The organism is Acinetobacter sp. YH12200, assembly GCF_013418175.1.
In the GTDB taxonomy this organism is placed as follows: Bacteria; Pseudomonadota; Gammaproteobacteria; order Pseudomonadales; family Moraxellaceae; genus Acinetobacter; species Acinetobacter pseudolwoffii.
On record NZ_VPCO01000025.1, the window covers coordinates 1 to 24,119 of the forward strand.

Here is a 24,119-nt window from a genome sequence, read left to right on the forward strand (position 1 = left end):
ACTTCGGCCGCAGACTCAAAACACTCAGGGGCCTGACTCCCTACGAATTCATCTGCAAACAGTGGACAGATGAACCTGAACTTTTTAAGATTGATCCGATCCATCAAATGCCGGGACTAAACACCTAATGATTGTTTTAAAAATAAGTCTAGAATATTAGCAAGCTAAGGAAGGTGATATTCTGCATGGATAGTAACTGTGATGAACAAGATATTTTTCATATTTTCAACCTGATTGGCCGCCATACCGAGCTTAAACCTATTCTCGATATCATCAGTCAGTGGCTTGAATCGCGTATTCCAGATGCGTTTGTCACCATCATGCTCTATAAAGAAGACACGCAAACCTTAAGCTTTATCAGTGGTAAACAGCACTTTTCAAAAGAATATTGCAGCGCAATCCAGGATTTAAAAATCGGGCCAGATCAAGGCACTTGCGGTACGGCTGCCTTTTTGCGTCAGCTCGTCATTAGTCCACACTTGATGAAAGATCCCAACTGGAGGTCTTACCGTGCTTTGATCAATGCAGAAAAACTGTCGAGCTGCTGGTCAACACCGATCATTAGCGCATCGGATGTTTTATACGGCACTTTTGCAACTTACTATCGAACGCCTAAAATACCGACAGAGTCTCATATCCGGCTGTTACAGCAAGCTGCGAATTTGGTTGCACTCGCGATCGAGCTTGATCATGAACGGCAGAAAGGACAGGCAATTAATGAAAAGTACTGTTCTTTCTATACCTATCATCCCGATATCATTTTTGAACTGGATTTACAGGGCTATGTGCTTAATACCAACATTGCCTGCCAGGAAATTACAGGTTTTTCCGAGGAGCAAATTCAAAACCAGCATTATTGTGCATTTATACCTACCGAATTCCAGGAACTTGCCAATGTTTCATTTTCAGAAACGCTGCAAGGTAAAGCACAACATTATGAACTTCCGATTTATAACGTTCAGGGAGATATTATCTGGCTGGATTTAACCAATTTGCCGATTATCCAGAACCAGAAAGTTACCGGTGTGATTGGTATTGCACGAGACATTACTTTACGCCGTAAAAATAAGGAAGCTCTACGATTATTAAAGCGTGGGGTCGAGGCAAGTCCAAATGGGATTTTTATCACCGATGTTTCGGAAAAAATGTCGATGGTATATGTCAACCCGGCTTTTCTGAAACTCACCGGTTATACCGAACAGGAAGTTCTGGGACGAAGTTGCTTTTTCCTATATGGAGCGGATACGGCAGCAGATCAGATTTTGTTACTCCAGCAAGCAGTAAAACAACAACAAGAAGCGCAGGTAACCATCAAAAATTATTGTAAGGATGGCAGCTGGTTCTGGAACCGTTTGACCCTTGGCCCGATTTTTGATCAAAACGGAAACTGCACCCATTTTCTGGGGATTCAGGAAGACATTACCCAGCAGCGTATTCATGAAGAATATATCAAGCATCAGCACACTCATGACCATTTAACCGGCTTGCCGAATCAGCATGCTTTCAAGCAGATTCTAGAGCAGGTTTTTGCACAGCGGCACGATAGCGCACAGCCTTTAATCCTGCTGTATATAGATCTGGATGACTTTAAAAATATTAATGATAGTCTGGGACATCTGGTCGGTGACCAGATTCTGAAAAGTGTGGGTGAGCGCTTGCAGGGTTTCGCTCAGGAAAACAATGTGCTATGCCGCTTTGCCGAAGATGAATTTATTTTACTCATGTCAGGTGAGTATGCGCAAAGTGAAGTCGAGGCTATTGCTGAAAAAATGCTGGAGCTGCTGTCCCAGCTTTTTATCGTGGATGAATACAAGATTCATTTAAGTGCCAGTATTGGTATTGTTGCAGATGACAGTTCGATTCAGCATTCTTCTGAGCTGATTTATCAGTCTGTTCTGGCGATGCAGGAAGCCAAAAGACAAGGCCGAAATATCTGGCAATGGTATGAAAAAACCAATATGAAACCTGCACCAGAAATAGATTATGCAAATCTGCGTATGGAACTGATGCAAGCGATCAACCAGAAACAGTTTAATCTTTTCTATCAACCGATTATTAATCCTGCAAATGGTCAGGTGACTGGCGTAGAAGCTCTGATTCGCTGGCAGCACCCGCAGCAGGGTTATATTTCTCCTGCGGTTTTCATTCCGCTTGCAGAACGAACAGGGCAAATTATCGGTGTAGGCCAGTGGGTTCTGGAAAAAGCCTGCGTAGATATTGCTGCATGGAACAAGCAGCACAATCGTCAGATCACCGTATCGGTCAATATTTCTCCGCTCCAATTCCGCAGGGCAGGTTTCCTGCAAATACTTAAACATGTCCTTGCAAGCAGTCAATTGCCTCCGGAACTGCTCAAAATTGAGATTACCGAAGGGGTGATTATTAATGGCGCAGATCGCACCATTGAAATTTTGAAAACGGTACGTGCTTTAGGTGTTCAAGTCGCGATTGATGACTTTGGGACCGGCTATTCAAGCCTGAGTTATCTACGGCGCCTACCGATCAACCAGATCAAGCTAGATCGGAGTTTTATCGAGGAACTGACACTGGATGATCAGAATGCTGCAATTGTTCAATCCATCATTCATCTGGCCCATCAGCTTGATTTAGATGTTGTGGCTGAAGGTGTGGAAACCTTGAATCAAGCCCAATTACTTTATCAACAAGGCTGTGATTTACTACAAGGCTTTTTTTATGCGAAACCTGCGCCTTTAACTGAATTAAAGCCTCTTTATTTATCCATGGAATCTGATCATCCGCAAAGAAATTAAAAATTCAAGGTGAAAGTACAGTGATTAAGGTCTGGGCTGGATATTCACCAAATTGTGTTTTTGATTCAGGTCATAATAATTAATTACAAACATCAGCAAGGCAAATAGAAAACCGAGTGCTACACAGGCCGGCCAGCCATAGATTTTCCATAAACTTAAAGACAGAAATGCACCAAGCCCGGCACCAGAAAAATAACAGGTCATGTAGATGGCATTAATACGCGAGCGGGCTTGGACTGAAAGCCGATAGACCAGATTCTGGTTGAGTACATGTAAAGATGAAATGCCAAAATAGGCAATCATCAGGCCCAGAATATATAACCATAAACTGCGCTGTGCAAAAGCCAGAGGAATCCAGGCCAAAATCAGTCCAGCTGTCGCGAGCTGTGCCAGCCACTTCTCCCGATGGCGGCCAATCATTTTCCCCGTCCATTGTGAAGACCAGATCCCGATTACCCCCACGACGCCCATCAGACCAATCTGGAAGTCATTAAAATGGTAGGGTGCTTCTGCCAGAATAAAAGTCATGGTGGTAAAAATGATGCTCAGCATTCCAAAACCCAGACCGCCGATAAGACTCCGTCGCATCAACATCGGTTCGGTCTTGGCAAAGGTAAATAAGGAATAATAGATCTGTAAAATGCTCATCTGTAACTGGCTTTTCGCTTTGGGTAACTGATACCACATCGCAATACTTAAAAGTAAAATGGCGCAACCACTTAATAAGTACACGGCATGCCAGGACCATAAGGTAGAAATCATTCCTGATACAGTTCGGGCAAACAGGATACCGACCAGAACACCACTCATCAGCAGACCCACCACTTCGGCACTTTTTTCACGCTGCGATAAATTGGCGGCAAAAGGAATCAGAATCTGGGTGCTAATAGAACAAAATGAGGCAAGCAGGGTAAAGCCATACAGCATCTGCAAATTACTGCTGGCAGACAGTCCGATCAGTGCCAGGCCGGTACAGCACATCAGGCTACAGATATATAAACGCTTTTCAAATAAATCACCCAGAGGCACAAACAAAAACAGACCGGCTGCATAGCCAATCTGAGTCAGGACCACTGTCCAGCCAGACTGCGCCACACTTATATTTAAGTCCTGGGCAATCGAATAAATTAAGGGCTGGTTAAAGTAATTACAACCTGCGCAGAGCGCGCAGGTCATGGCCATCATAAACATGAAACGGCGTGAGGGTTGCCCTTGGGCTGACATCCTTGTCTCCTCAGACTTTAGAAGCGATAGGTCGCTGATAAATTTACCCGTGAAATATCAGCTTCTTTGGCATCAAAGGTTTCGCGTTTACCATGATGATATTCCGCGCCCAGATTGATATTCGGAACTGGAGAATAAATCACATTGGCCACATAGTCGGTTAAGCGTTTATTACTTTCCGGATTTGCTCTTGCATATTCACTTGAGTCATCAAAGTCGACCAGACTGCCGGAAATGCTGCTCCGCCATTTTGGTGTGAACTTATGGGTAAAGCCGATATTCAGACTGTTAAATGAATTCAGTAAAAGTTCATCATTCGCAGTATCAACTGAATAATCACCACCCCAGGCTGCGCCATCGGCGGTCGAGCCCTGAACTAAATAGGCCGCAATCCGCTGATCCCCGACGATATGAAAATAATTGCCCTGAACCGAGTTTTTATCATCAATAAGATAGCGTCCACCAACGCCCACGCCCCAGCCGATTTTATTAATATCACCTGTATCCGTTTGAGCCTGCTTTTCATTGACAAAGCCTTGTGCCAATAAATGTAAGGGACCAGACTGATGCACATATTTGCTGGTGAATGCCGGTAAGGCAGATGAGCGGTCGCCACTTGCCATATATTCCAGGCCGACATTCCAGGTATTTTCCGGATCAAGTTTGAAAGCATAACTGACTTGAGGCGTACGCAGAACCGAACCGCCGAGCAGTAAACTGTAGTCTACTGCTTCTGTACTGATTTCAGGTGTAGACATCAGTGACCAGGCCTGACCAAAAGTCCAGTTATAATATTTAAAATGGGCATGACGAATGCGTAATCCGCCATCACCTTTACCATTATTGGTCCAGAAGTCAGCTTCTACACGTGCCGATACATTTGGATTACCGCCAATATCTTTGGCCAGAAAACCAATCCGGCTGGCTGCTAAAGTGAAATCTGAACGTACCGAATCCGGTTCAGTAAAAGGTACTTTATTGATCTGGTTAATGGTACGGCCACGCGTTTCGGTAGTGCTCTTAAAATCTACTGCGCCATCCAGACGGATCAAGCCATAAACATCGACATTATCAAGCATTGAACCTAAAGTCTTGGAGTCTGCAGTTTTAGTTTGTTCCTGTTGGGCTTTTAAGGACAACTGGGCTGCTTTTTGTTGTTCCAGCTCAGCCTGAATTTGCTTTAATTGCGTTTCTAAAAACTCGATACGATCAGGAGAAACCTCTGCTGAAAATGCCTGTGCTGATGCGATACTGCACAGCGTAACTAATACTATTTTTTTCATTTCTTAATCCCTAAAGAAATTTTCAGATGTAAATAAGGAAAGCGCTTTCCTTTTGATTGCCTTAATTTTTAAATTTAAATAAAGGTGATTTTGACTTTCGAAGCATGAATATCGTGCTCGTCAAATGAGCAATATTCTGTTCAGCTAACAACAGATATTGGCTTGCAAGGTCAAAAAAGATGAAGTGTGAGGAGGGTGGTTTGTTGAGCCGCCCTCCAGGTGGTCAGTTATTCTGCTTTTTGTGGATCGTATAAACGGTCTTTAATAAACAGGGCAGGAATCAGGCCACACAGGAAATAAGCTGCACCCATCACCATCAGGCCGGTTCCGATTGAACCATGCATCGCCAGATAACCGATGGTGATTGGAGCAAAAACAGCACCAATTCGGCCAATATTAAATGCACCGCCTACAGCAGTACCGCGCACCCCGGTCGGAAAGCTTTCAGTTAAATACGTTGCATTAATGGCATAAGGAATACCGTACAGGAAACCGAAGATCAGCATTAAGACACCAATATTTTCAGGGGTATGCAGATATACCACCACTGGAATAAAAATCGCGGTGCCCATGGTGCCAAAAGCAAATACGATGCGGCGGCCAATTTTATCTGCCACATAGCCGGCAATCACTTTGGCAAAGATCATGGTCAGGAAAGTACCGACCATATAAAGGGCCATTTCCTTGAACTTGATGCCTAATTCAGCTTCCAGATATGTCGGTAACCAGTTGCTTACTCCAAAATAACCGAACAGCAGGAAACCGGAACTGAAAGACCACAAGATAAACATTTTGCCATGGGTCTTGTCTTTCAGAATGGTGACATATGGATTGCCTTTTTTGGCATCATTATCCACGATCTGACCCGTACGCTTCATTTCACGGACACGTTTCCATGATTCTGGCTCAGGCACCATAAAGTGCATCAAGACACCCAGTGCCAGTGGTGCAATGGTAATCCAGTACAGCATACGCCAGCCAAACTCGGGAATAATCCAGCCAGACAGCAGGGTAATCACCAGCGAGCCCAAGGTAAAACCGGTCATGAGTGTGGCCAATACTGTGGTACGGTATTTGGTTGGCACATATTCAGACATCAAGGTGTTGCAGGCAATATATAAACAGCCTAAACCCAGACATGAAAGCGTACGCAAAATTGCAAATTCAGTATAAGACTGGGCAAAACCTGAATAGGCAGACAGTAGGGAGAAGGTGATGGTTGCCAGTACAATCACACGAACCCGTCCAAATCGATCACAGGCCCATCCACCGACAAACCCGCCAATCCCCATACCCAATAAAGACCAGCTGCCTAAAGCACCCGCCTGCATCGAGCTTAAACCCCATTCTGCTTTTAAACTAGTCAGGCTGAAAGCCAAAATACCAATATCCGCACCGTCACACAGCAAGATCAGGAAAGCAAAGATAAAAGCTGTAATCCACAGGCGTTTTGGTGCCTGTTTAATGGTGTCCTCGGAAGAGACAGGTGTTTTATTGTCTCCTGTGACGATCGTGTCGCTTGTCATTCTTATATCCTCTATTTATTAAAAACAGCATTCCTATGCTGCCACTACATCTATTTTATTCCTCACGGAAACGTATTTTCCTTGATCTAAGGAGATTGCTTCTGTTTGCCTGAGCCGTATCCACCATCCGGCTGCAGTGATTTTTTCAATTTCCAGGCTGAAAAATCAGCATTTACTGAGGATTTATGTTTCACAAATCAATATTTAGTTTTGCTCTGTGGTTATTTTTTACTTAAATAAACAACCAAATTACATTTAAAATATTTAATTCCGTATTGCGAAATCAATTAATCATAAAATTACTAGCCAAACAAGAGTTTTTACTCTATTTTTAGTAAAAAATAACTTATTAGAGTTTATGGACTAAAAAAACTTGATTTAATGACCTAAAAATCATATGTTTTATACAAAATAAAGTTTCGCTATACAAAATAAATGGAGATTATAATGGAACAGGTCGTTCAAATAGAGCAAATCTCGACGCATGTGGCGATGGTTAAAATTCATCGGCCTGAAGCAAAAAATGCCTTGAATACAGAAGTACGTCAGAAACTTGCTGCTGCTTTTCTACAGCTCAATGATGATGAAAATATCCGTGCCATTATTCTCACTGGGGGCGAAACAGACTTTGCCGCAGGGGCCGACCTGAAAGAATTAGCGACTGCTGAAACTATCCAGATGATGCAGCGCCGTACTGAACGTTACTGGCAGGCTATTGCCCAGTGTTCAAAACCGGTGATTGCCGCTGTAAACGGATATGCACTGGGGGGTGGCTGTGAACTGGCAATGCATGCTGACATTATTATTGCCGGAAAAAGTGCCCAGTTCGGTCAACCGGAAGTGAAAGTTGGCGTGATGCCGGGTGCAGGTGGCACTCAACGTTTATTCCGTGCAGTGGGTAAATTTCATGCCATGCGCATCATCATGACCGGTTGTCTGGTACCTGCGCCGGAAGCTTATCAAATTGGCCTGGTCTCTCAAGTGACCGAGGACAATGAAACCCTTGCCACTGCCATCAAGATGGCCGAAGGTCTGGCAAAATTACCGCCAATTGCCTTGGAGCAAATCAAGGAAGTGGCATTACTGGCCGAAGATGTGCCGCTCAATGCCGGACTTAGCCTGGAACGTAAGTCTTTCCAGATGCTGTTTTCTTCAGAAGACCAGAAAGAAGGCATGCAGGCCTTTATTGAAAAACGTAAACCGAATTATCAGGGACGATAAGCATGAGCATTCAAATTCAGAAAATCGGTATTATTGGTGTCGGCACCATGGGTGCAGGCATTGCCCAGATTGCCATTCAGTCTGGGCATGATGTGGTGTTATTTGATGCCAAAGCCGGTGCAGCCGAACAGGCGCAGGAAAAACTGGCTAAAACACTGAATACACTGGCCGATAAAGGCAAGTTTAGCCACGAAAAAGCAGCTGAAGATATTGCCCATTTATCAATCGCGCAGCAGCTAGAAGACTTGAAAGATTGTGATCTGATTGTTGAAGCGATTATCGAAAATCTGGAAATCAAGCAAAAGCTGATGCAGCAACTGGAAGCGCTTGTAAAACCGGAAGCCATTCTGGCATCGAATACCTCTTCATTATCGATCAGTGCCATTGCTGCCAATTGCAGTCAGCCGGAACGTGTGGCCGGCTATCATTTTTTTAATCCGGTACCACTGATGAAAGTGGTGGAAGTGATCGAAGGCTTCAATACCCGCGCTGATATTGTGCAAGCCTTGACTCAATTATCTACCAAGATGGGACATCGCCCGGTCAAAGCCAAAGATACCCCAGGATTTATCATTAACCATGCCGGTCGGGCCTTTGGCAGTGAAGCCTATGCCATTCTGAATGAAAATGTCACGCCATTTTATGAGATTGACCGGATTTACCGCGATGGGATCGGTTTTAAAATGGGACCTTTTGAGCTAGGCGATCTGACCGGTATGGATGTATCGCATCCGGTGAGTGAATCGATTTATCACCAGTATTATGAAGAAGCACGTTACCGTCCAAGTGTGATTACCCGTCAACGCTTTATTGCCAAACAGCTCGGTCGTAAAACCGGTAAAGGCTTCTATGATTACACTTCAGGTAGCAAAGTAGGTGATGTGGCTCCAACACTGGTTGAAAAGCTCGATCACTATCCAGCAGTCTGGCTAGGCACAGAATATAGTGAAGATCGTCAGGCGCTTGAGCAGTATCTGCAACAGTTCAATATTCAGATCGAACAAACTGAAACACCTTCGGCAGATGCCTTAATCTTAATTGCCACTTATGGTGAAGATGCAACTTCAGCCGCTGTCCGTTATCAGGTGACACCTCAGCAAGTGGTCTGCATCGACCTGCTCTATGGTCTGAATAAACATCGCACTTTAATGCCAACTCTTGTGACCAAGCCTGAACTGACTCATGCCGCACAATCGATTTTTAATCTGGATGGCGTGACTGCGAGCACAATTCAGGAAAGTGTCGGCTTTGTGGCGCAGCGTGCTTTGGCGATGATTGTGAACCTTGGTTGTGATATTGCCCAGCAAGGCGTAGCTACGGTAGAAGACATTAACATTGCCGTGAAATTAGGCCTCGGTTATCCGCATGGCCCAATTGAATGGGGTGATGTATTGGGTGCTGAAAAAATCCTGAAAATTCTGGATCGCATGACCGCGATTACCCGTGACCAGCGCTACCGTCCAAGTCCTTGGCTGCGTCGCCGTGTTCAGCTCGGTTTAGCACTTGTCCATAGCACACATTAATTAAAAAGTTAAAGGAATAACATTCATGTTAAATGCATATATCTATGATGGGTTACGTTCACCAATTGGTCGCCATGCAGGAAGTCTGGCAAGTGTCCGTCCAGATGATCTGGCAGCAACCGTAATTAGAAATCTGCTGAAAAAAACCGGTATTCCGGCAGCAGATGTAGAAGATGTCATCTTTGGCAGCACCAATCAGGCCGGTGAAGATAGCCGTAATGTGGCACGTTTTGCAGCATTGTTAGCCGGTATGCCGGTCACTGTGCCCGGACAGACCATCAACCGTCTATGTGCTTCGGGTCTAGGGGCAGTGATTGATTCGGCGCGCGCGATTACCGCAGGCGAAGGTGAGCTGTATATTGCCGGTGGTGTAGAAAGCATGTCACGTGCGCCTTTTGTGATGGGTAAAGCAGAAAGCGCGTATTCACGTGAGGCCAAAATTTATGATACGACCATTGGTACCCGTTTTCCGAACCGTAAATTCACTGAACAGTTTGGCGCACACAGCATGCCGGAAACTGGTGATAATGTGGCTGAAGAATTTGGTATTTCACGTGAACAGGCAGATACTTTCGCCGCTGCATCACAGGCAAAATATCAGGCAGCAAAAGAAGCAGGTTTCTTTGCAGGTGAAATTACTCCAATTGAAGTTTCTCAAGGACGAAAATTGCCGCCTAAACAGGTCACTGAAGATGAGCATCCACGTGCTTCTTCAACATTTGAAGCATTATCCAAGTTAAAACCGCTATTTGAAGGTGGGGTGGTGACTGCGGGGAATGCATCAGGTATCAATGACGGCGCTGCAGCACTGATGATCGGCAGTGAAAAAGTTCAGGAACAGTACGGCTTAAAACCTCTGGCGCGGATCCTGTCTTCAGCCGCGGCTGGGATTGAGCCACGCATCATGGGTGCAGGTCCAATTGAAGCAATCAAAAAAGCCGTAAAACGTGCAGGCTTAACGCTGGACGATATGGACATTATCGAGATCAATGAAGCATTTGCCAGTCAGGTATTGTCTTGCCTGAAAGGTCTGGATGTTGCTTTTGATGATCCGCGTGTCAACCCAAATGGTGGCGGAATTGCGATTGGCCATCCACTGGGCTGTTCGGGTGCGCGTTTGGCTTTAACCGTTGCGCGTCAGTTACAGCGTACCGGTAAAAAATATGCCGTGATCAGCCTGTGTATTGGTCTGGGTCAAGGCTTGGCAATGGTGATTGAAAACCCTGAAGCAGCTTAACCGCTTGAGTTATCACCTTCATGCCATGTATAGATGATATGCATGGCATTTTTTATTGCGCTATTTATATAGATAGAGAAATAAAAATCCCTGCACATGCAGGGAATGTTTAAATCAGTTCAAAGACTATTTGCGTCCAGTCACCAATAAAGTCGCTGAACCAAAGGCATAAACTTTACCTTCTTTATCGACAATCCGGCCTTCTGAAGTGAGTACATTACGTCCGATCCGGATGACTTCACCAATGGCAGTATAGGTTTCACCACTTTTCATGGCTTTCAGCATTTTCACATTCAGATCGATGGTCGAAAAACTTACCCCGGCATCAACCGTCGTATGCACGGCAGCACCGGTCGCACTGTCTAAAACCGTTGCACAAAAACCGCCATGAATCCCACCTTGTAAATTGTAATGGCGCTGATCGGGGCGTACTTCATATTCCACATAGTTCTCACGCACCAACGTTAGACGCATGGGAATAATTTCACTCATGGCTGAACTGGAAATTTCCCCATTCTTGATGGCAGTGAGATATTCAAGTCCGTTTAATTGTGATGTTGGCATAGCAACTCCTTGTAATGATTTATTTCGCCTTATGAAATAATATTCTGTTTTTCTAAAATTATGATATAACAGATAGTGATCAAAATGCTATATTTTTCCAGGATGGAATCATGACAATAAAAACTCTGGTTACAGATGCTGAATGGCAGGCACGTTGTGAGCTTGCAGCGCTTTATCGCATTATTGCGCATTACCGGATGACCGACCTGATTGATACCCATATCAGTTTAAGAGTGCCCGATCAGCCAGACTGCTTTCTGATTAATCAGTATGGCGTCGCTTTTGAAAAAATGCGTGCCTCAACGCTGGTCAAGATCAATCATGCAGGACAGGTCGTAGAAAGCTATGAACAGGACAAGCCGGTGAATATGGCTGGCTTCGTGATCCACTCCGCAATTCACGAAGCACATCCTCATCTGAATTGCGTCATTCATACACATACCGCAGATGGGATAGCCGTTTCTGCCCAGAAACATGGACTTCTGCCAATTTCCCAGCATGCGCTGAAATTTTATCAGCAGTTGGCCTATCACGAGTATGAAGGCGTGGCACTGTCAACAGATGAGCAGGAACGCCTGATTGAGGATTTAGCTGGTCATCGTGCCATGATTTTACGTAATCATGGCCTATTAACGGCTGGCGAAACCATTGCACGGGCTTTTCATGAAATTTATTTTCTGGAGCGTGCCTGTCAGGCACAGGTGAAGGCCTTAAGCGGTGGTGCTGAATTGCATTATCCAGCAGAAGAAGTCCGAATTAAAACTGCCAAGCAGTTCGCCAGTCCTTTAGTTGAACCGATTTTACAGCGTGCCTGGCAGGCTGCATTATCCCTGATTGAGCATCAATATACGGAGTATGCATCATGATTGTGATTTCCAGTACTGTGCCGAATATTGAGGCGATTCTGGTCAAGTCTTTTCAGAAATATGCGCCTGCTGGCAGTTTCTGTACAGTGGACAGCCCGGAAGCTGAACAGGCGACCACAGCAGCTTCGTGGTTTCCAGATCTGGAAAAACTTCGGCAACTTCCAGAACTTGGTCTAATTCATTCGATTGCTGCAGGGGTCGAACATTTAAATTTAAACGAGATTAGAGCTGACCAGTCAGTCTGCCGGGTACTGGATCCACATCATCAAAAAGGCATGCTTGATTACCTGCTCTGGGGCGTGCTGTATTTCCAGCGTTATTTTGACTGCATGATCCAGCAGCAAAAGCAGCAGCTATGGAAACAGTATCGTCAAAGTTATAGCCATCATATCCAGATCGGAATTATGGGACTGGGGCATATGGGTGGATACGTAGCAGAACGTTTCGCAGACATGGGCTATCAAGTCTCTGGTTGGTCGAATTCCCCAAAAGACATTAATCAAGTTAAAAGCTATGTAGGCCAAGAACAGCTTTCCGAATTCCTGGCTCAAAGTCAGATTCTGATTAACCTGCTGCCACTCACTGAAGAAAATACCGGCATTCTTTCTGCTGAATTATTTCAGCGGTTGCCTGAGCAGGCGGCATTAATTCATGTCGGGAGGGGTCAGCATTTAATTGAGCAAGATTTATTAAATGCATTAGATTCCAGCCAGTTACGTGGTGCAATTGTCGATGTATTTGAACAGGAGCCATTAGCTGCTGAACATCCATTCTGGCAGCATGAAAAGATCGTTGTTACACCACATGTTGCCTCACATGCACCCATGTCTGTGGTGGTGGAACAGATTCTAGAAAATGACCGACGTTTAAATCTCGGGCTGGATTTATGCCATCAGGTAGATGTTAATAAAGGCTATTAATTGTAGGGATACCGGAAAAATAAGGAAATTGATGATGTGGAAAACGATTCAAACTCAGGTTCAGCAAGGCGTCGCAACCTTAAGCTTTAACCGCGCGGATTCACTCAACAGTTTTAACCAGCAAATGCATGAGGAAGTGCAACAGGTGCTGAAAAACTGGAATACAGATCCGAATATTCGGGTAATTGTGATTCGCGGTAATGGCCGGGCATTTTCAGCGGGACAGGATTTAAAAGAACGTGCTGGACAGCTCGGCAATGTGCCTTTGCCACCGCAAGGCTCGCTGGCCAAATACTATAATCCCTTGATTAATCTGATCCGCCAGAGTCCCAAACCGGTAATCGCAGCAGTGAATGGTGTGGCTGCTGGTGCAGGTGCCAATATCGCGCTGGCCTGTGATCTGGTCATTGCCAAGGAAAGTGCCCGATTTATTCAGGCCTTTTCTAAAATTGGCTTGATTCCTGATGCCGGTGGCACCTGGATGTTGCCACGTTTAATCGGTTATGCACGTGCCATGGCACTTACTTTTCTGGGGGAACCGGTGCATGCCAAAGAGGCCGCTGAAATGGGCATGATCTGGAAAATGCTTCCAGATACAGAATTTGATGCTTATATCGACGACATTGCACACCGATTATCTCAACAGCCGACTTATGCGCTGGCTTTAACCAAACAGGCCTTGCAACGCAGTGCTGAAAATAACATAGACCAGCAACTGGAGCTGGAACAAAACCTGCAATATCTAGCTCTGAGCAGTCAGGACTATAAAGAAGGTGTCCAGGCTTTTGTCGAAAAACGCCCTGCACAATTTACCGGATGCTAAGGAGAGCATTTATGAAAATTCAGACCCGTATTACCGAGCTTTTAGGCATTCGCTATCCAATTATTCAGGGCGGCATGATGTGGGTCGGTACCGCAGAAATGGCCAGTGCCGTATCTAATGCAGGTGGCTTGGGAACATTAACGGCATTGACTCAACCGACGCCTGAAGCCTTGGTCAAGGAAATTGCCCGCTGCCGAGAAATGACCGATCAGCCTTTTGCGGTCAATCTGACTTTATTGCCCGCTGTGAATCCGCCGCCATATGCAGAATACCGACAGGCGATCATTGAAAGCGGTATCAAAATCGTAGAAACAGCAGGCAACAAGCCACATGAACATATTGAGGCGTTTAAGCAACACGGCATTATTGTCATTCATAAATGTACTTCCGTCCGTCATGCGCTTTCAGCACAAAGAATCGGTGCGGATATCATTTCGATTGATGGTTTTGAATGTGCGGGCCATCCGGGTGAAGACGATATTCCTGGCCTGATTTTAATTCCTGCCGCTGCGGATCAGCTTACTGTGCCGATTGTGGCCAGTGGCGGTTTTGCTGATGGCCGTGGTCTGGTCGCAGCTTTGGCTTTAGGTGCTGAAGGCATCAATATGGGTACACGCTTTTGTGCCACTAAGGAAGCGCCGATCCATTCAAACATCAAACAGTTCTATGTCGATAATGATGAAAGGGCGACACATCTGCTGTATCGACAGTTCAGGAATACTGCCCGTGTTGCCAAAAATGCGGTATCTGATCTTGTGGTGAAAATGAGTGAAGATCCAAACCTGCAATTTGAACAGATTCGTCCCTATGTCAGCGGTTTAAAAGGCAAGCTCGCTTTAGAAAATGGCGATATTGATGCTGGTGTACTGACTGCAGGTCAAGTGATGGGATTGATTCATGACATTCCGACTTGTCAGGCGCTGATCGAAAATATCATGCAGGAGGCAGAGCAGATTGTTCAGCAACGTTTAGCTCAATTTTTTCCACGTTAATCAACTTTAGTGAAGTCGCTGAATAGAAAAGCCATTCCACCATGAATGGCTTTTTTCATCCTGTATATTTTTTATTTTTAAATGGGAAATTTCATCGAATGACTAGATTTTATTCTTTAAATTATATTATAGTGGATTTAAAACATAATTTCGTATTATGAAATTAATTGTCATAAATATACAAATTAGAACTCATACAAGGGAATTACGATGAGAAATTATATTGCGCCATTAAAAGACATGAAGTTTGTCCTGAAAGACCTGTTAAACGTTGAACAGAAATATCAGGGCTATGCAAAATTCGCAGACAAGGTTTCTATGGATATTATGGAGCAATATCTGGAAGTCGCTGCGGACTTTTGCCAAAACGAACTTCTACCGATTAATGCGACAGGCGACCAGCAGGGTTGCCGTTTGCAGGATGGCGTCGTAACCACCCCGGATGGGTTTAAAGCAGCTTATGACAAATATGTAGAACTCGGCTTTACCTCATTAACTGGTGACGAAGCATATGGCGGTCAGGGCTTCCCGACCTTATACCGTATTGCCATTTCTGAAATTATTACCGCAACGAACTGGTCTTGGGGCATGTACCCAGGCCTGTCCCATGGTGCCATGCGTACTTTAGAGCACCACGGTAGCGATGAACAGAAACAGAAATTCCTGGTACCTTTAATTGCAGGCCGCTGGACTGGAACCATGTGCTTGACTGAATCTCATGCCGGCTCTGATCTTGGCCTGATTCGTACCAAAGCTGTGTCAAATGAAGACGGTAGCTATAGCATCAGCGGTGAGAAAATCTTTATATCTGCCGGTGAACATGACCTGGCTGAAAATATTGTACATATCGTACTGGCACGTTTACCCGATGCGCCTGCCGGTACCAAAGGTATTTCGCTGTTTATCGTGCCGAAATACAATTTGGATGAAGCGGGCAATGTGGCTTCGCGTAATGGCGTGGTCTGCAGCGCGCTTGAACACAAAATGGGGATTCACGGGAATGCGACTTGTGTACTGAATTTTGACAATGCCAAAGGTTTTCTGATCGGGCCTGAAAACCGCGGCCTGAACTGCATGTTTACCTTTATGAACTCGGCGCGTATTGGTACAGCGATTCAGGGTCTGGCAGCAGCAGAATCTTCTTATCAGGGCGCATTGGCTTATGCCAAAGACCGTCTGGCCATGCGTTCTTTGGAAGGTGCCAAGGCGCCCAACCAGCCAGCAGATCCAATTATTGTGCATCCGGCTGTACGTAACATGCTGCTGACTCAAAAGGTATTTGCAGAAGGTTCACGTGCGCTGGCCTATTATCTGGCGACCTATGCCGATATTGCTGAAGCAACCGATAATCCCGATGAGAAAAAAGCAGCTGAAGACCGTCTGGCATTACTCACCCCAATTGCCAAAGCACTCATGACTGAAACAGGCGTGGAAGCGGCGAAGCATGGTATGCAGGTCTTCGGTGGTCACGGTTATATTACCGAGCATGGCATGGAGCAGATTGCCCGTGATGCACGTATTGCCAGCCTTTATGAAGGCACCACTGAAATTCAGTCGATTGATTTATTGGCGCGTAAAGTTCTGGGTTCAAAGCTTGGCTTGCTGACTGCATTGACCGATGAGATTCAGGCTTATGTGAAAGATCATCAGCAACATGCCCAATTAAGCCAGCAAGTTGCACAAGTCAGCCAGCTAACCGAACAGTGGCTGGAGCTCACCAAAACCATTCAGACTCAGGCACAACAGTCTGTCAATGAAATTGGTGCGGCCTCAGTCGATTATTTATATTTCTCCGGTTATGTGGTGTCGGCTTATTTATGGCTAAAAATGGCGATTACGGCACAGCAGAAAATTGAACAAGGTCATACCGATCCGTTCTATGCAGCAAAAATCAAAACTGCACAATTCTTCTTTGCACGGATTTTACCAAGAACTGCAACGCATACTGCCAATATTCTAGCGGGTGGTGAAAGCCTGTTCCTGCTTGAAGCTGAAGAGTTCAAATTCGATTAAACCTTTTGACCCACGATCGCCTCTCTTGATCGTGGGTCTTTTTTTAATAACCCGTTTTGCATCTCAACTGTATTCAATATCAGTTTTTTTCTCTGCGGTTGAACAGACTATAAAACAACAAGATCAGGAGTCTATATGGATTTAGACGTGATTACTCGACAGTTTCCTTATGCTGATTTGCAACTTAACTATCACGAAGTCGGACAGCGTTCTGCATTTCCCAGCATTATTCTGATTCATGGCACAGGTGGAAATACCGACAAGCATTTTAGTTATATTTTTCCGATGCTGGGCATGCATCAGCGGGTGTTATCAATTGATTTGCACACACCTGATAAAGCTGATCTGGCGATTAGCGATTTCAGCCAGCAGGTCGAAGCACTGATTCAGCATGCAGTTGCAGAAGATGAAACTATTACAGTCGTAGGTTATTCACTCGGTGCCGTGATTGCTGCACAAGTCGCCGCGAGTCTCAAACAGCGCGTAGCGCGCTTGATTCTGTTAGCCGGTTGGGCAAAGACCAGCTCGGTGCAGCAACTGCGGACAAGCATCTGGCAACAGTTATTTAATGAACAATCCGCTGCCTTGCCGCATTTTGTCAATTATTGCCTGTATAGCGATGATTATCTATGTGCCCGTAGCGAACAACAGGTGCTTGATCTGGCACGCTTTGTTAAACCTTCCCAAGATGCAGCCAAACAACGTGAACTGAATTATCGCATTGATATTACCTCGATCTTGCCGGACATTTGTGCGGAGACCTTAATCGTCGCTTGCCATGAAGACCGCATGATACCTCTGGCTCAAGCAAAGCTGCTGTTTGCCTCAATACAGGACAGTCGTTATATCGAAATTGCGTCGGGACACGCACTGTATATCGAAGCGCCTGCAGAAGTGCTGCAACTGGTGAACCAGTTTAGCCAGCATCCACAGCAGTATCCGGCAAATCAAAAAATCCAGCCGTCGATGCCTTAAAACAGGAGAAAAATAATGCAAGCTCCAGTACAGCGCAGCAAGATTTTAATCGTAGGCAGCGGTTTCGGTGGTTTGGGCATGGCAATCCGTCTGAAACAGCAGGGCATTCACGACTTTAAAATCATTGAACGTGCCGCAGAAGTCGGTGGAACATGGCGTGATAATACCTATCCCGGTGTCGCCTGTGATGTGCCATCTCATTTATATTCTTTTTCTTTTATTAAAAATCCGGACTGGTCGCGTGTCTTTCCGCAAGGAGCAGAAATTCAGCGTTATTTAATCCAGTGCTGTGATCAGGAAAATATCCGGCCACATATCGACTTTCAAACTCAACTGGAAAAAGCTAGCTGGAATGCCAAAGCACGTATCTGGGAAATTCAGACTTCTCAAGGTCTGTATCAGGCAGAAATTTTAATCACAGCAACCGGACATCTTGCGGATGAACATCTCCCGCAAATTCCGGGTCTGGCAGAATTTCAGGGCCAGGTCATGCATTCCGCGCGCTGGAATCATCAGCTGAATCTGGATAATCAGCGCGTGGTTGTGGTCGGTTCTGGAGCTTCAGCAGTTCAGCTTGTGCCGGAAATTGCCAAAATGGCCAAAAGCCTGACCGTCTTGCAACGTAGTGCGCCATATATATTACCGCGGCCAGACCGGGCTTATTCTGAGTCAGAAAAACAGCTTTTCCGCAAAGATCCGGACAGTATGTCAGCACTCAGACACTCGTTGTTCTGGGGCAATGAATACAATTTTGCCCAGCGTCGTAATCTGAAAAGCCAGATCGAGCGGGTCAAGAAAAATTGTCTGCAATTTTTAAAACATCAGATTTCAGACCCTGAGTTACAGCATAAACTCACTCCGCATTATGAGCCGGGTTGCAAGCGCTTATTGCTCTCTAATGATTATTATCCAACCTTTTTAAAAGCGCATGTCACGCTTGAAGACTCGGCCTTGGCAGAAGTAAGCCAAGATGGCGTAATAAGCAAATCCGGCCATGAATTTCCTGCAGATATCATTGTATTTGCCACTGGGTTTGAAGCAGCACGTCCACCTTATGCGGCAAAGGTCGTCGGTAAACATGGCCTAAGTCTGGAACAACAATGGTCTAGCGGCATGCAGGGCTATCAGTCAACGACCGTACATAATTTTCCAAACCTGTTCATCCTGAATGGACCCAATACCGGCAGTGGTCATAATTCAGCGCTTTATTTTCTGGAAACCCAATTTGATCTGGTGCTGGATGCCTTGCAATTTTTTGAGCTGAATCAGATTCAGGTTTTCGAGGCTGATCAGCATGCTGAAAATAGTTATATGCAGGAGCTGCAGCAACTGTCTCAAGGCAGTGTCTGGCTATCGGAAAGCTGTAAAAGCTGGTATCTGGATCCGGTCAGCCGCAAGTTGACTCTGGTCTGGCCAGATTATGCGCATTCATTCAGAAATAAAAATCAGCATTTTATTCGTAGCGGTTATCACTACCAGTATCTGGAGCAAATGCAGCAAAAACTGGTGTAAAAGCCTGCTAGGAAAATTGAAACCTTAGAGTTTTAACAATACGAAATAAATTTAAAGCAAAGATAGGAGTGCTGTAATGAAAAATCAGCTATGGATGGAAGAATATAAAAAGTGGAATATCAATCCGGAATTTACCCGGCCAGATCCCGAGAAAACCCTGAGCATGACGATTGCTGATAATTTAGTTAAATTTCAGGATAAAACTGCATTTATCTATCGGAATCGCAAGTTCAGCTATAAAGACATCGACGTATATAGCCAGAAATTCGCCACCTATTTGCAGGAGTTGGGGCTGGCAGCTGGTGGCCGTATTGCAGTAATGTTGCCGAATATTATTCAGTACCCGATTGCGACCTTTGCCATTATTCGTGCCGGTTATGTGCTGGTCAATGTCAATCCGATGTACACTCAGCGCGAGCTGTATCATCAGCTACAGGATTCAGGGGCAGAAGCCTTGATTATTCTGGGACAGACTTTGGAGCAATTAACAGCACTAGATGAATGTCCTGCACTCAAATATGTGATTTCAACGCATCCGATGGATTTTATTCAGGATCAGCCCGTGACAGTTTCTCGTCAGGCTGCAGAATATCCAGATAAACGGTTTTTTGACTTTAAACAGGCGATTGATCAAGTCGAAACGATCGATTTCAAGACGCCTGTACAGCATCAGAAAGATACGGTCATTCTGCAATATACCGGTGGAACAACGGGTGTATCCAAAGGTGCTGAACTGAGCCATCGCAATATTCTTTTTAATATCGCGCAGAACAGTACGGTCTTTATCAGTCATTTCGGAGATCGCTATGCTACCGAAGATGAATATGTGTTCTGTGCCTTACCGCTGTATCACATTTATGGTTTTACTATCTGCCTGTTCAGTTATGGTTTGAGTCGCGGTTTCGCCAATGTCCTGATTCCGAACCCGAGAGATCTGGATGCTTTGCTGGATCAATATCAGAAACACCCACCGACTGTTTTTCCGGGCGTGAATACCATGTTTAACGCGCTGGGACATCATCCTCGATTTCGTGAGCTGGATCATTCACGTCTTAAAACCACCACAGGTGGTGGATCGTCTATTTTAAAAAGCACTGCCGAGTTATGGCATGAAATCACAGGCTGCCAGATTTATGAAGGTTATGGACTTTCTGAAACATCACCTACTGCGACCTTTAATCCACCGCTGAGCCGACGCTTTAGTGGCACCATTGGTTTGCCACTGGCAGGAACTGAAATCCTGATTTTAAACGATGAGGCCAAGCCGGTTGAGTTTCAGCAGGCTGGAGAAATCGCCATTCGAGGACCTCAGGTGATGAAAGGTTACTGGCAGCAACCGGAAGCAACGGCTCAGGCATTTACGAAAGACGGCTTCTTTCTGACAGGCGATATCGGCTGTATGGATGAGCAGGGTTATATCACCATTCTAGACCGTAAAAAGGACATGATTCTGGTTTCCGGTTTTAATGTCTATCCGAATGAGCTGGAAGGCGTACTGTCCAAACATCCCAAAATACTGGAATGTGCCGTGATCGGGATTGAGGATGAAAAATCCGGACAGGTACCCAAGGCATTTATTGTGAAACAGGACGCCAACCTGACTCAGGACGAGGTCATGGCTTTCCTGAAACAGCAACTGACCAGTTATAAAATGCCAAAATATATAGAATTCGTATCTGAATTGCCAAAGTCTACGGTCGGCAAAATTTTGCGTCGTGAACTGCCTCGAACTGTTCAGCCCAATACCAAAGCCTGTTAAAAAAGAATAGAAAATCTGGCTAATTACGGTGAAAATAAAAAAGGAATCATAAAGATTCCTTTTTTATTGCTTGCTAGCTTATCGCTGCTGGATGACTTTTTTGCTTTTCAGCTCATCTATTTCATCCGGGCTTAAAAACTGGCTTAAGACTACATCGGTATCTTCACCTAAACAGGGTGGCGCTTTTTTATACTCTACCGGGGTCTTGGAAAGTTTAATCGGTGAGCCAATCGAGGTGTAATCTTCACGTAAAGTGTGTGGCATCTGGATGACCATCTCACGTGCCAATACCTGTTCTTCTTTCAGAGTCTGCTTCAGGTTATTAATCATACCAACCGGAACTTTGACTGCATGAATCAGATCCACCCAGGTTTGTGCGGGTTGCTTATAGAAATGTGCCTGTAGCACTGTGGTCAGCTCTTCACGATGCATCACCCGTCCTGAATTTTTTAGGAAACGAGGATCTTCGGCGACCTCAGCCAAGCCCACTGCCTGACACAAGGCCTTGAATTGCAGGTCATTGCCACAGGCGATAATAAACTCACCTTGCTGTGCCTTAAACACCTGATAAGGCACAATATTGGCATGCGCATTTCCAAAGCGGCCCGGCACTTTGTCTGAAGTCAGATAATTCATTGCCAGAACGGAGAGGGAAGCCACCTGGGTATCCAGCAGTGCCATATCGATATGCTGGCCTTCACCGGTTTTTTCCCGCGACAATAATGCCGCCTGAATGGCAATTGCAGAATATAAACCGGTGGTCAGGTCAGCAAAAGCCAGACCGGCTTTTTGCGGGCCGCCTCCCGGCAAGTCATCGCGTTCACCGGTGACGCTCATCATGCCACCCATGCCCTGAATAATAAAATCATAACCTGGTTCGTGTGCACGTGGGCCGTTCTGACCAAAGCCGGTAATTGAACAGTACACCAGACGCGGATTTAACTGACTCAGACTTTCATAATCCAGACCATATTTTTTTAGAGAACCCGCTTTATAATTCTCGATGACCACATCACTTTGCTGGGCAATTTTTTTAATGATCTCTTGACCTTCAGGCGTAGACAGATCCACGGCAACTGAATGTTTACCGCGGTTGGCAGAAAGATAATATGCCGATTCATGCGTATCTTCCTGCTTGTCATTTTTTAGCCAGGGCGGGCCCCAGATTCGCGTGTCATCCCCGTGATTAGGTTTTTCAATTTTAATCACTTCGGCGCCTAAATCGGCCAAAATTTGACTGCACCACGGGCCGGCTAAAATACGGCTTAAATCCAGTACGCGAAAGCCTGTTAAAGCACCCATCCTTACACTCCCTGTTTTATTGTATTCAATATCATCTAATTTCTAATCCTCATATCAAAATATCTTAAAATGATTTAATAATCAAATTAGCGATAACTAATTTCGTATAACAAAACTTAATATCAAATATTGTTGAAAATTCAACTTATCTTAATTACCTTGATTGGGCTCGACAGGAACAGCAAAAATAAAAGGAGATCTGAAAATCTCTCAGAGAAACCAAGAAAAACAGGAGCTAAAAATTGTCAGGATTGCATTTGTAGCAACCCGTCTATGTGCAAGATGGCAATTAAAACATCAATACGAAATAAGCAATAACAAGGATATTTACAATGACGGATCTCGCAACAGAATTAGGAAAAATCAAGCCCACGACCAAAAGAACCCAGCAAATTGCCTTTATATTTGCTTTTCTGGCCTTACTGGTCGATGGCGCAGACATGTTATTGCTGTCATTTAGCTTGAACAGTCTCAAAGCTGAGTTTGGCTTAAGCAATTTACAGGCAGGAGCACTGGGAAGTTTCACTTTGGCCGGGATGGCCATTGGCGGATTTATGGGCGGTTGGGCCTGTGACCATTTAGGCCGGGTACGCACCGTGGTCATTTCCATCCTGATTTTTTCTACATTGACTGCGGCACTGGGTTTTACCCAGAATTTTGAACAGTTCGCGCTATTACGCTTTCTGTCTGCATTCGGAATTGGCGCTTTATATATTGCAGCCAATACATTGATGGCAGAATATGTACCTACTGAATATCGGACAACAGTCTTGGGAACCTTACAGGCAGGCTGGACAGTCGGTTATATTGTGGCGACCTTGCTTGCTGGCTGGATTATTCCAGACTACGGCTGGCGGATGCTGTTCTTTGTCGCGATTATTCCAGCCGCCATGGCATTTTTTATCCAGAAACTGGTGCCAGAACCAGAGTCTTGGCAGCGGGCCAGACTGCAACGTTTATATGCGCCTGCAGATGTAACGGCAAATCGACCTGTTAAAAAAAGTACCACCAAGGAAATTTTTGCCGATCCTAGAAACCGCAGAATGTTTATCCTGTGGATTTTAACCGCTGGCTTTTTACAGTTTGGTTATTACGGCGTCAACAACTGGATGCCGGCCTATCTAGAATCTGAATTACATATGGATTTTAAATCGATGGCAGGTTATATGATTGGGACTTATGTCGCCATGATTTTCGGCAAGGTTCTGGCTGGCTTTGCAGCAGACCGTTTAGGACGCCGTTTTGTCTTTGCCTTTGGTGCTATTGGCACAGCGATCTTCCTGCCGGTGATTGTACTGTTTAATAGCCCTGACAATATTGCCTATCTGCTGATTTTCTTTGGTTTCCTGTACGGTATTCCTTATGCGATTAATGCCACCTACATGACCGAAAGCTTTGCAACCCCGATTCGTGGTACTGCGGTTGGTGGTGCTTATAATGCCGGGCGTATTGGCGCCATGTTTGCACCTGCAATTATCGGGGCGGCTGCAAGTGGTGGCTCTATCGGTTTGGGCTTCCTGATTATGGGCGGTGCATATTTCTTATGTGGTGCTGTATCCGGGATCTTTATCAAAGACCGTCAATACGATCCTCAAAAGGCCTAAATTA

General features: G+C 45.1%; 18 protein-coding genes and 1 pseudogene. 14 read left to right on the plus strand and 5 right to left on the minus strand.

The window, feature by feature from the left end; translation table 11 throughout:
- Nucleotides 1-128 (plus strand): annotated as a pseudogene (locus tag FTU90_RS13590) (IS481 family transposase); the annotation flags it as partial.
- A 57-nt stretch (nucleotides 129-185) separates the two neighbouring features.
- Nucleotides 186-2,771, plus strand: a complete 2,586-nt coding sequence (locus FTU90_RS13595) for an EAL domain-containing protein (protein WP_180072863.1) — start codon at nucleotides 186-188, stop codon at nucleotides 2,769-2,771.
- Between the two features lie 24 nt (nucleotides 2,772-2,795).
- On the opposite strand, the gene FTU90_RS13600 is transcribed toward FTU90_RS13595, so the two are convergent.
- The 3 genes from FTU90_RS13600 to FTU90_RS13610 all read right to left on the minus strand — a co-directional run bounded on the left by FTU90_RS13600 (nucleotide 2,796) and on the right by FTU90_RS13610 (nucleotide 6,804).
- Complete coding sequence (locus FTU90_RS13600) at nucleotides 2,796-3,995, minus strand: MFS transporter (RefSeq protein WP_005170915.1); 1,200 nt, start codon at nucleotides 3,993-3,995, stop codon at nucleotides 2,796-2,798.
- 17 nt (nucleotides 3,996-4,012) lie between these two features.
- Nucleotides 4,013-5,278 carry a DcaP family trimeric outer membrane transporter gene (locus tag FTU90_RS13605; RefSeq protein ID WP_005170918.1) on the minus strand — a complete coding sequence of 422 codons (1,266 nt, stop codon included), beginning with the start codon at nucleotides 5,276-5,278 and terminating at the stop codon, nucleotides 4,013-4,015.
- 227 nt (nucleotides 5,279-5,505) lie between these two features.
- Nucleotides 5,506-6,804: an MFS transporter gene (locus FTU90_RS13610; protein ID WP_005170921.1), complete on the minus strand. Its 1,299-nt coding sequence runs from the start codon at nucleotides 6,802-6,804 to the stop codon at nucleotides 5,506-5,508.
- A 447-nt stretch (nucleotides 6,805-7,251) separates the two neighbouring features.
- Here FTU90_RS13610 and FTU90_RS13615 point away from each other — a divergent pair, with 447 nt between their 5' ends.
- Genes FTU90_RS13615 through FTU90_RS13625 form a run of 3 tightly spaced genes read left to right on the plus strand, consistent with a single transcriptional unit; the run spans nucleotide 7,252 to nucleotide 10,785 of the window.
- Nucleotides 7,252-8,025, plus strand: a complete 774-nt coding sequence (locus tag FTU90_RS13615; RefSeq protein WP_005170924.1) for an enoyl-CoA hydratase — start codon at nucleotides 7,252-7,254, stop codon at nucleotides 8,023-8,025.
- 2 nt (nucleotides 8,026-8,027) lie between these two features.
- On the plus strand, nucleotides 8,028-9,548 hold the full coding sequence (locus tag FTU90_RS13620; protein ID WP_100535109.1) for a 3-hydroxyacyl-CoA dehydrogenase: 1,521 nt from the start codon (nucleotides 8,028-8,030) through the stop codon (nucleotides 9,546-9,548).
- Between the two features lie 25 nt (nucleotides 9,549-9,573).
- Entirely contained in the window at nucleotides 9,574-10,785 is a 1,212-nt protein-coding gene (locus FTU90_RS13625) for a 3-oxoadipyl-CoA thiolase (protein ID WP_159138115.1), read from the plus strand.
- A gap of 126 nt (nucleotides 10,786-10,911) precedes the next feature.
- Here the strand turns inward: FTU90_RS13625 and FTU90_RS13630 are convergent, their stop codons facing one another.
- Entirely contained in the window at nucleotides 10,912-11,349 is a 438-nt protein-coding gene (locus FTU90_RS13630; protein ID WP_005170934.1) for a PaaI family thioesterase, read from the minus strand.
- A 110-nt stretch (nucleotides 11,350-11,459) separates the two neighbouring features.
- On the opposite strand from FTU90_RS13630, the gene FTU90_RS13635 reads away from it, so the two are divergent.
- The 8 genes from FTU90_RS13635 to FTU90_RS13670 all read left to right on the plus strand — a co-directional run bounded on the left by FTU90_RS13635 (nucleotide 11,460) and on the right by FTU90_RS13670 (nucleotide 21,209).
- Nucleotides 11,460-12,215, plus strand: a complete 756-nt coding sequence (locus FTU90_RS13635) for a class II aldolase/adducin family protein (RefSeq protein WP_180072865.1) — start codon at nucleotides 11,460-11,462, stop codon at nucleotides 12,213-12,215.
- Nucleotides 12,212-13,135: a glyoxylate/hydroxypyruvate reductase A gene (locus FTU90_RS13640; RefSeq protein WP_005096902.1), complete on the plus strand. Its 924-nt coding sequence runs from the start codon at nucleotides 12,212-12,214 to the stop codon at nucleotides 13,133-13,135. The genes FTU90_RS13635 and FTU90_RS13640 overlap by 4 nt, the downstream gene beginning before the upstream one ends.
- A 34-nt stretch (nucleotides 13,136-13,169) precedes the next feature.
- Nucleotides 13,170-13,958, plus strand: coding sequence for an enoyl-CoA hydratase-related protein (locus FTU90_RS13645; RefSeq protein WP_005096901.1), 789 nt, complete (start codon nucleotides 13,170-13,172; stop codon nucleotides 13,956-13,958).
- Nucleotides 13,959-13,969: 11 nt separating this feature from the next.
- On the plus strand, nucleotides 13,970-14,950 hold the full coding sequence (locus FTU90_RS13650; RefSeq protein ID WP_005096900.1) for a nitronate monooxygenase family protein: 981 nt from the start codon (nucleotides 13,970-13,972) through the stop codon (nucleotides 14,948-14,950).
- Between the two features lie 210 nt (nucleotides 14,951-15,160).
- On the plus strand, nucleotides 15,161-16,963 hold the full coding sequence (locus FTU90_RS13655) for an acyl-CoA dehydrogenase C-terminal domain-containing protein (RefSeq protein ID WP_180072867.1): 1,803 nt from the start codon (nucleotides 15,161-15,163) through the stop codon (nucleotides 16,961-16,963).
- 135 nt (nucleotides 16,964-17,098) lie between these two features.
- Entirely contained in the window at nucleotides 17,099-17,938 is an 840-nt protein-coding gene (locus tag FTU90_RS13660; protein WP_005170949.1) for an alpha/beta fold hydrolase, read from the plus strand.
- 15 nt (nucleotides 17,939-17,953) lie between these two features.
- Nucleotides 17,954-19,450 (plus strand): NAD(P)/FAD-dependent oxidoreductase, encoded by a 1,497-nt coding sequence (locus FTU90_RS13665; RefSeq protein WP_005096896.1) that lies wholly within the window; start codon nucleotides 17,954-17,956, stop codon nucleotides 19,448-19,450.
- A gap of 76 nt (nucleotides 19,451-19,526) precedes the next feature.
- Nucleotides 19,527-21,209 (plus strand): AMP-binding protein, encoded by a 1,683-nt coding sequence (locus FTU90_RS13670; protein ID WP_180072869.1) that lies wholly within the window; start codon nucleotides 19,527-19,529, stop codon nucleotides 21,207-21,209.
- Between the two features lie 78 nt (nucleotides 21,210-21,287).
- Here FTU90_RS13670 and FTU90_RS13675 read toward each other — a convergent pair whose 3' ends face one another.
- Nucleotides 21,288-22,511 (minus strand): CaiB/BaiF CoA-transferase family protein, encoded by a 1,224-nt coding sequence (locus tag FTU90_RS13675; protein WP_005096893.1) that lies wholly within the window; start codon nucleotides 22,509-22,511, stop codon nucleotides 21,288-21,290.
- A gap of 332 nt (nucleotides 22,512-22,843) precedes the next feature.
- Here FTU90_RS13675 and FTU90_RS13680 point away from each other — a divergent pair, with 332 nt between their 5' ends.
- Nucleotides 22,844-24,115, plus strand: coding sequence for an MFS transporter (locus FTU90_RS13680; RefSeq protein ID WP_180072871.1), 1,272 nt, complete (start codon nucleotides 22,844-22,846; stop codon nucleotides 24,113-24,115).
- The last annotated feature ends 4 nt before the right edge of the window (nucleotides 24,116-24,119 follow it).

Coding starts and splice junctions, on each gene's coding strand:
- FTU90_RS13625 (WP_159138115.1), top strand. CDS start 9,574: ATGTTAAATGCATATATCTATGATGGGTTACGTTCACCAATTGGTCGC.
- FTU90_RS13615 (WP_005170924.1), top strand. CDS start 7,252: ATGGAACAGGTCGTTCAAATAGAGCAAATCTCGACGCATGTGGCGATG.
- FTU90_RS13620 (WP_100535109.1), top strand. CDS start 8,028: ATGAGCATTCAAATTCAGAAAATCGGTATTATTGGTGTCGGCACCATG.
- FTU90_RS13640 (WP_005096902.1), top strand. CDS start 12,212: ATGATTGTGATTTCCAGTACTGTGCCGAATATTGAGGCGATTCTGGTC.
- FTU90_RS13660 (WP_005170949.1), top strand. CDS start 17,099: ATGGATTTAGACGTGATTACTCGACAGTTTCCTTATGCTGATTTGCAA.
- FTU90_RS13645 (WP_005096901.1), top strand. CDS start 13,170: ATGTGGAAAACGATTCAAACTCAGGTTCAGCAAGGCGTCGCAACCTTA.
- FTU90_RS13665 (WP_005096896.1), top strand. CDS start 17,954: ATGCAAGCTCCAGTACAGCGCAGCAAGATTTTAATCGTAGGCAGCGGT.
- FTU90_RS13675 (WP_005096893.1), bottom strand. CDS start 22,511: ATGGGTGCTTTAACAGGCTTTCGCGTACTGGATTTAAGCCGTATTTTA.
- FTU90_RS13655 (WP_180072867.1), top strand. CDS start 15,161: ATGAGAAATTATATTGCGCCATTAAAAGACATGAAGTTTGTCCTGAAA.
- FTU90_RS13635 (WP_180072865.1), top strand. CDS start 11,460: ATGACAATAAAAACTCTGGTTACAGATGCTGAATGGCAGGCACGTTGT.
- FTU90_RS13630 (WP_005170934.1), bottom strand. CDS start 11,349: ATGCCAACATCACAATTAAACGGACTTGAATATCTCACTGCCATCAAG.
- FTU90_RS13610 (WP_005170921.1), bottom strand. CDS start 6,804: ATGACAAGCGACACGATCGTCACAGGAGACAATAAAACACCTGTCTCT.
- FTU90_RS13650 (WP_005096900.1), top strand. CDS start 13,970: ATGAAAATTCAGACCCGTATTACCGAGCTTTTAGGCATTCGCTATCCA.
- FTU90_RS13600 (WP_005170915.1), bottom strand. CDS start 3,995: ATGTCAGCCCAAGGGCAACCCTCACGCCGTTTCATGTTTATGATGGCC.
- FTU90_RS13680 (WP_180072871.1), top strand. CDS start 22,844: ATGACGGATCTCGCAACAGAATTAGGAAAAATCAAGCCCACGACCAAA.
- FTU90_RS13605 (WP_005170918.1), bottom strand. CDS start 5,278: ATGAAAAAAATAGTATTAGTTACGCTGTGCAGTATCGCATCAGCACAG.
- FTU90_RS13670 (WP_180072869.1), top strand. CDS start 19,527: ATGAAAAATCAGCTATGGATGGAAGAATATAAAAAGTGGAATATCAAT.
- FTU90_RS13595 (WP_180072863.1), top strand. CDS start 186: ATGGATAGTAACTGTGATGAACAAGATATTTTTCATATTTTCAACCTG.